The organism is Ferruginibacter sp., from assembly GCF_014377975.1.
Lineage (GTDB): Bacteria > Bacteroidota > Bacteroidia > Chitinophagales > Chitinophagaceae > Ferruginibacter.
On sequence record NZ_JACMOO010000247.1, the window covers coordinates 1 to 7,670 of the forward strand.

General features: G+C 37.4%; 8 protein-coding genes. 3 read left to right on the forward strand and 5 right to left on the reverse strand.

Annotation, left to right across the window (positions count from 1 at the left end; all coding sequences use genetic code 11):
• Positions 1–48: 48 nt before the first annotated feature.
• The 4 genes from H7254_RS13040 to H7254_RS13055 all read right to left on the reverse strand — a co-directional run bounded on the left by H7254_RS13040 (position 49) and on the right by H7254_RS13055 (position 4,385).
• Complete coding sequence (locus H7254_RS13040; RefSeq protein WP_301933384.1) at positions 49–645, reverse strand: GDSL-type esterase/lipase family protein; 597 nt, start codon at positions 643–645, stop codon at positions 49–51.
• A gap of 54 nt (positions 646–699) precedes the next feature.
• The gene (locus H7254_RS13045; RefSeq protein ID WP_301933385.1) at positions 700–1,896 is read right to left on the reverse strand and encodes an AGE family epimerase/isomerase; all 1,197 of its coding nucleotides are present in this window, start codon (positions 1,894–1,896) and stop codon (positions 700–702) included.
• 80 nt (positions 1,897–1,976) lie between these two features.
• Entirely contained in the window at positions 1,977–3,185 is a 1,209-nt protein-coding gene (locus tag H7254_RS13050; RefSeq protein ID WP_301933386.1) for a glycosidase, read from the reverse strand.
• 75 nt (positions 3,186–3,260) lie between these two features.
• Positions 3,261–4,385, reverse strand: a complete 1,125-nt coding sequence (locus H7254_RS13055; protein ID WP_301933387.1) for a glycoside hydrolase family 26 protein — start codon at positions 4,383–4,385, stop codon at positions 3,261–3,263.
• A gap of 284 nt (positions 4,386–4,669) precedes the next feature.
• Between H7254_RS13055 and H7254_RS13060 the strand changes: the two genes are divergently transcribed.
• The gene (locus H7254_RS13060) at positions 4,670–5,548 is read left to right on the forward strand and encodes an AraC family transcriptional regulator (RefSeq protein ID WP_301933388.1); all 879 of its coding nucleotides are present in this window, start codon (positions 4,670–4,672) and stop codon (positions 5,546–5,548) included.
• Between the two features lie 192 nt (positions 5,549–5,740).
• Here H7254_RS13060 and H7254_RS13065 read toward each other — a convergent pair whose 3' ends face one another.
• Positions 5,741–6,283, reverse strand: a complete 543-nt coding sequence (locus H7254_RS13065) for a YceI family protein (protein WP_301933389.1) — start codon at positions 6,281–6,283, stop codon at positions 5,741–5,743.
• Between the two features lie 262 nt (positions 6,284–6,545).
• On the opposite strand from H7254_RS13065, the gene H7254_RS13070 reads away from it, so the two are divergent.
• Positions 6,546–7,298: a LexA family transcriptional regulator gene (locus H7254_RS13070; RefSeq protein WP_301920672.1), complete on the forward strand. Its 753-nt coding sequence runs from the start codon at positions 6,546–6,548 to the stop codon at positions 7,296–7,298.
• A gap of 15 nt (positions 7,299–7,313) precedes the next feature.
• A partial coding sequence (locus H7254_RS13075) for an SRPBCC domain-containing protein (RefSeq protein WP_301933390.1) occupies positions 7,314–7,670 on the forward strand: 357 nt, incomplete at its 3' end.

Genomic DNA, 7,670 nt, shown 5'->3' on the forward strand with positions numbered 1-7,670 from the left:
CGTTTTACAATCATAACAAATCGATCGAAATATTTTCAAACAGTTTTTTTAAAGTGACAATACTTTCAGCATTTCCTCCGCTACCAGTTGGTTTCCTCTGTCATTTAAATGAACTCCATCAGTGGTGAGTATGCCCAATTCTTTATGACCTGTATTGTGCTGTATTTCATAATTCATAAAAGCTGCTCTAAGATCTACCAATAAACAATTGTATTCCACTGCAAGTTTTCTTATAATGGCTGAATAGGCCTCCAGGTCTGCATCCTGGGGATTGGCTTTTTGCTTTTCCCCAATTACTGAAGCAGTGCACAGAATTAAGTTTATATTTTTTTCCTGCAATTTTTTGATGATCGCTCTATAAAATACTTCATACTTTTCTATATCCGTTCCGGTACCGGATGTTTTGTGCCATATATCATTGATGCCGATATACACAACAACAATCGAAGGGTTTTTATTCAGTACATCTGCATCCATCCTCAGGTATAAATCATACACTTTGTTGCCATCAATTCCAGCGCTGGTTAATTCAAAATCTTTCTGTTTATTTTTATTGTAAACAGCCTGCCGGATAAGATCAATATACCCTCCTTTTAGTACACCAGCCTTCGTGATAGAATCACCGAAAAATAATATTCTTTTCATTTTTAATATTGATTAAAATGACAGGATTCAGAAAATGTTTGCTTACCTGTTTGACTATTTTGTGTATGCCCCAATCCGGTTTATCAATTCAATACATGCCCTGCTGTTATGATAAGGACATTTCCACAAACCCACTTTATCCTGCCCCTGCATGGGTACATTGTATGCATCCACACCCCAGAACCATTCCCCGTTTTTTGTGTCCTTAATGGTATTTTTTACAAACTGCCAGCTATTGATTGATTGATGTAAATATTGCAAATCGCCCGAAATTTGCCAGGCTGTAAAAAAACCAATCATTGCTTCTGCCTGGGGCCACCAATGCTTTTCTTTTACCAAATGATGCTGCTCTTTTTCGTACCATAAACCCCCATCTTTGTCGAGCCCCTCTTTAGTAGCCTCTGCAATTTTTATAGCAATTTCTTTTACTTGTATTATTAGTTTTTCATCTTTTATTACTTCCGCTGCCTTCAGCAATAACCAGGCAGCTTCTATGTCATGCCCATAAGAGATAACACCACCTTTAACATTCCAGTCTTCATCAAAAAATAAATTAAGATGCCCCGTATTTTTATTGATGATGTGTCCGGTAAAGTTTTTAATTAATAACAGGATGCTATTGCGGAGGTTTTCGTTTGGCCAGATGCGGTATAAGTTTGTATACGCTTCCAGTATATGCAGGTGCGTATTCATGGTCTTCTTTTCATTGGCATCTTTGCTGCTTAGCCGAAGGTCGCTGACAGGTTGCCAGTTGCGGGTAAAGGCTTCCAGGTAACCGGTTTGGGCAGTATCAAAACTATGCTGTTCAATGAGGCGGTACAACGCTATGGCTTGACTCTTTACCTCTTCCAAATGGCTGCTTTGGTAATATTCACTGTATGCATACAGCAAAAAGGCAATTGCATATACCTGCTTTTTTGTATCGGCAGGTTCGCCTTTAAAATTCACCGTCCAAAAAATACCCCCATACACTTTATCAACAAAACAGGTATTGATGTATTGATAAGCCCTGTGCGCCATCGCCAGGTATTTTTCGTTTGCCGTACAATTATACGAAGCAGCAAACGACCATAAAATTCTGGCATTTAATACAGCTCCTTTGGGTGCGGTTGTATTCCAGTTATTTTCAGCATCAATTTTTCCAAAAAAGCCACCATTGTTTTCATCAGGTGCATATTTTAACCAGTATTCCAGGATATCGCTTAACTCCGTTTGTAATTCGCTGCCGTATTGTTGCAGGGTATTGGTCATAATTTTTTAAAAATATTTTATGGCTGCAGCCTGACTCCTTCAATAAATTACCATAGTAAATTTTACCAGAGTGGATAAATTTATTTTGCAAATTCCTGCGCTTTTTTTTCTTCTGCTTTAACAAATGTATTGGCATCTATTATATTGTTGATGGTGTTTACAGATGCAGCAGAACTCCATCCATCTGCCGGGGTATTGGTAACATAATCCACCAACTGATTAATGGTTGAAGTAGCCACATGCATCCTGCTATCTGAGGATGCATAGTAAATAAATACATTACCATCTTCTTCTGCAATCCAGCCATTGCTAAATACTACATTGCTGACATCCCCAATGCGTTCTTCGCCTTCCGGTGCTAAAAAATATCCTCCGGGCTTATGCGTTACCCTGGTAATATCATTTAGGGCGGTCATAAACATGTACAACGTGTAGCGCAGGCCTGCCGCAGTATTTCTTACTCCATGTGCCAAATGCAGCCAGCCATTATTGGTTTTAATCGGAGCCGGACCAAGCCCATTTTTCATTTCAAAAATAGAATGATATACCCTTGGGTCAATCACGGTTTCTTTTTCAATCACCGCATTGGTAATATCTGCTACCAGTCCAAAACCAATACCGCCGCCTTCGCCGGCTTCAATAAAACTATCCTGTGGCCTAGTGTAAAAAGCATATTGGCCCTGTAAAAATTCGGGATGCAGTACAACATTTCTTTGTTGTGCCGAAGGTGTTTTTAAATCAGGCAAACGCTGCCAGGTTTTAAGATCTCTGGTTCTTGCAATACCACATTGCGCAATCGCTGCAGACTGGTCGCCTGGTGCTGCAGCGGGGTCTTTTCTTTCCGTACAAAAAAGACCGTAAATCCAGCCGTCTTCATGCGCTGTCAGGCGCATATCATAAGTATTGGTATCGGGCACAGCAGTTTCGGGCATCCGTATTGGATATTCCCAAAAAGTAAAATTGTCTATTCCATTCACACTTTCTGCAACTGCAAAAAAAGATTTGCGGTCTGCCCCCTCTACCCTTGCCACTACTAAATATTTATCATTCCATTTAATAGCACCGGCATTAAAAACGGCGTTAATTCCAAAGCGTTCCATCAGGTATGGATTAGTTGCTTCATTCAAATCGTACCGCCAGTTAAGGGGTGTATGGGATGCCGTAAGTATTGTATTTTCATAGCGGTCAAATACGCCATTACCATTTAATACTTTTTTATTTTTTGTTGTAAGTAAGGAATTCTGGGTTTGCTTAAGTTGTTGTAATCGGTTTTTAAATTGTTGGTGCATTTTGGCGTATTTGATCAATAGAAAGTGTAGAATATTTTAGTGTTTTGTAAGGCTGCATAAAAATAATAATCCTGATTATTTACTGTATAGCTTTTTTTTCGCTACTTTTTTTTCAAAAATCATTGTATTCATCATAGAAAATTTTTTAAAATTGGCTGCTGATACCTGGCCTCGGTAAGGTACATAAAACTCTATTTCATTTTTTGATTTCCGGCCTGCATTTCGCCATGCCAACATATACGCGATGGTATGATTTTTTAATGCTTTAGCTAATACATCTGTCCACCATTGCGCATCCGGAACTGTATTGTATCCAAACTCGGTTAGTGCAGGAATTTTATTTTTAAATACAGCAATTTTTTCTATCAAAGAAAGACTTTTATCTGTCTCCGTAATAAATTTATCATTTGCCAGTATATCGCCCTTCTGGTAAATATCGAAACCAATTACATCTACATAATCATCTCCAGGATATCTTTCCAGGTAATCTTCACTTGTAGTAAACCGGTCGGTATTATAAGCGTACAACAGGTTGTGCACATTTTTTGTTTCTTCTAAATAGGTTTCAGTAAAACGATACAATTGTTTTATCTGTTCCGGTGTACAATGATTTTTGCCCCACCAGAACCAGCTTCCGTTAAGTTCGTGAAATGGACGAAAAATAACCGGGATATATTCACCCTTTTTTCCTTTTAAATCCAGCATAAAAGCGGCTACTTTATCAAGCCAGGTTTTGTACAATTCGTTTTTTTCGCCGCCGGGTAAAATAGCTTCAACGGTTCCAGGTGAAGGATCCCATGCCGTTTTTCCTGTTAGCGGATTATTTAGATGCCAGCTGATTGTTACCACGCTACCACTTTCATAAGCGGTAGTAATAAACTGTTTCATTTTATCAAAGGGAACACCATCCAGATTTACCGGGGCATCCATTTCAATACGGCCAAGCTCCCATCCATATACTGCCGGCAATTGACCCGTAGTTTCTTTTACATCACTTCTTCCTGCTTCGTATTTCCAGCCTACTCCATAAGCAAGATCATCCTGGTGGCCAAACAAAATTCCTTTACCGGCCTGTTTGTGTAAGTTGGCAAGTAAATTCATTGTTTCTTTGGTAGCTTTTTTGTCTGCCGTTTGGGCAATAATAAGTCCCGGTATCAACCAAGCGCTGAATACAAAAAAGCAAACAATCCCTTTTTTCAAAATTTAAAATTTTTATCGAGTTATTACTAAAGATATTAACTATGCAAACGCAATTATGGCAATATCATAAATACCTTAAACGAATACCTGCAAAATTAACAAGATTGCTTATCTACATTATAATACTATCTTATCTTATCATTGATTTAAATTGATTTCAATGAACAGCAGTTAACCGGAACAGTTTTGTACTTATCTGGTTGAAGGAATGGTACTATTTTAGTTATTTTTTTGTACTTTCAATTTTTGTTTATAGCGGTTAAAATTAAATCTGTCATATTAAAATGCATAAAAGTATAGTCAGGGAAATAACGCCTTTAACGCAAAATGATTGCTTTACCATTTTTAGCAGGGTAAAAAAGGAATTTAATTTTCCCTTGCATTACCATGAGGAATTTGAGCTCAATCTCATCACCAATGCCAAGGGTGCCAAACGAATTGTAGGCGATCATATTGAACTAATTGATGATCTGGAACTGGTTTTAGTTGGTCCCAATTTATCCCATGCATGGTTTACCGCCCAGTGCCAAAGTAATGAAATAAAAGAAGTAACCATCCAGTTTCACCGGGATCTTTTTGATGAAAAATTCCTGAGCAGAAACCAGTTGAGTTTCATTCGTAAAATGTTCGATCAATCGGCAAAAGGTATTCTGTTTTCGAAGGAAACAGCCCAGGCAATTTCAGCCCGCATTGTTTCACTTCACCAGCAAACCGGCTTTGATTCAGTGATGGCGCTGATCAATATCCTGCATGATCTTTCCTCTTCCCGAAACATCCGAACCTTATCGGAAGCTACTTTCAATACCGGATTTCAAATTAATTTCAATAGCAGGCGGATTGAAAAGGCTTTTGAACACATGAACAAAAACTACGACAAACCGATAACGCTGGGTGATATTGCCAAGCTGGTAAACATGACAGAAGTTTCTTTTAGCCGATTTATTAAAAAGCGTACCGGGATTACTTTTATTGATAGCTTAAATGAAATAAGGCTGGGCCATGCATCCCGTATTTTGATAGATACCACCAACTCCATAGCAGAAGTGAGTTACAGTTGTGGCTTTAATAATATATCCAACTTTAACCGCTTATTTAAAAAGAAAAAACATTGCACACCCAAAGAATTCAGGGAAAATTTTTCGGGCACAAGAACCTTTTTTTAATGGAAATTTTTCTATGATAATTTTTGTCTAAGCTAAAAAGCCATTTGGAACATCACTACAACTTGTACAGCGCGGCAGATTGCCGGCTTGTAAAGTAATTTTTTAAATCATATTCAGCCTTTAATTTATATAGATCCTTGAGCAACCTACTGCATTCCGTCACTAAAAACGCATCCCTATTTTTTATAAAGCTTAATTTTTTTTGGCAAAAACACGCAATGATAACAGCAGGTTATCTGCCAATACCATGCTGTTGCTACCAACACCAAAATCCCTGCGGTTAATATTGAATGACGCTGAAAACAGAAAACCGTTATTTTGTGCAATAGCTGTAAAAGGAAAGGAGATTGGCTTTGTTACACCTTTAATAGTAAGATTACCCTTCATTAAAAATGTTCCCGGTTTATCACCATTACTTACCGCGGCAGATGCAAAACTAATAAGTGGATATTTTTCTACATTAAAATATTCTTCTTTACGAATGTGTTTGTCTCTTGATTCATTATTGGTATTAATGCTGGTGGCATCCACACTAACTGTAAAGCTTGTGTTGGCAATATTGCCAGCATCAAATTGTATTTTTCCTTTAAGACCGGTAAAACTGCCACCAGTTGAAAATCCGAAATTTTTAATGGAAATTTTTATTGCAGAGCCTTCATCAACGGGCACTAAGTTTTGAGCATTGCCTTTGGAAAAAAACATAATAAAAAATAAGAGAATAAATATTTTTTGCATAATTATTTAATAAAAATAAAAGATAGTGTAGTGACAATGTTGATTTCATTAAGTTGCAGATATTGTGGACAAATGTAAAAAATTAACATATTTTTTTCTTTTTTAATGCCTCGCCTTTCTAATCAAAATGTCCGGCAAATTACTTCCTGCATAACCCCTTGGTTTTTTCTACAGCAAACCAATATGAATAACGTAATAGTAAAAATTAAATTTTGTTAAACTAAATAAATTAGTATATTTGTACTAATCAAATTAGTTGCATATGTCACAAGCCGGACAAAATCTAAAGTATCTCCGCAAATTACGAGGTTGGACACAGGAAGAGTTTGCAGTAAAATTAAGTATTAAGCGTTCTTTAATCGGAGCATATGAAGAAGAACGGGCTGATCCCCGTTTGGAAGTGCTGGAAATAGTAGGAGATATTTTCAAACTTACGCTGGATGAATTGTTACTGAAGGATCTGAGTAATAGTGGCAGTAATTATCTGGCCAAACGCCGGCAACAAAAAATGATGACCGCCGAGAGAAACATTATTCATTTTGTACCGGTAAAAGCTGCGGCGGGTTATTTAGCCGGTTATGCCGACAGCGAATTTATTGATGAGCTGAATACCTTTACTTTACCCATGCTCGCCGGTGGAAACTACCGCGCTTTTGAAATTATTGGCGACAGTATGTTGCCCACCCCCAGCGGCAGTATTATTGTGGGTGAAAAAATAGAATCAAGGGAAGACGTAAAAAATGATCAGGCATACATAGTGGTTAGCCGCCATGAAGGCATTGTATATAAAAGGGTGGTAAAAAATAATAAGATAAAAAATAAATTTACTTTGATAAGTGATAATCCGCAGTACCAGCCTTACCAGGTAAATGTTGAAGATGTGGTTGAGCTATGGCAAGCCCAAATGGTAATCAGCAAAATAAGCCAGCAGCAACGATGGGATATGAATTCGTTGGCAAGCATGGTTAATAATTTACAGACCCAGGTAAGCACTTTAAAGAAAAAATTAAATTAAGTAATATCCGGTTCAATGGACAAATTATCCGTCAAAAACAGTATCGTTATCAATGCCCCTGCAACAACTGCTTGGGATGTTTTGGTAAACCCTGAGCAAACAAAAAAATATATGTTTGGCTGCGAAACAGTTTCTGACTGGAATGTGGGCAGTGCCCTGATTTGGAGAACCAATTATGAAGGAAAAGAAAAGGTATTTGTAAAAGGAATTATTGTTGGTTTACAGGCTTCAAAATTATTAAAGTATACTGTAATACATCCATACTCAGCCATGCCTGATATTCCTGAAAATTATTTAAATGTAACTTATGAATTAGCAGGAGCTGAGGGGCAAATAAAATTAACGGTAACACAGGATGGTTTTGAAAATGCA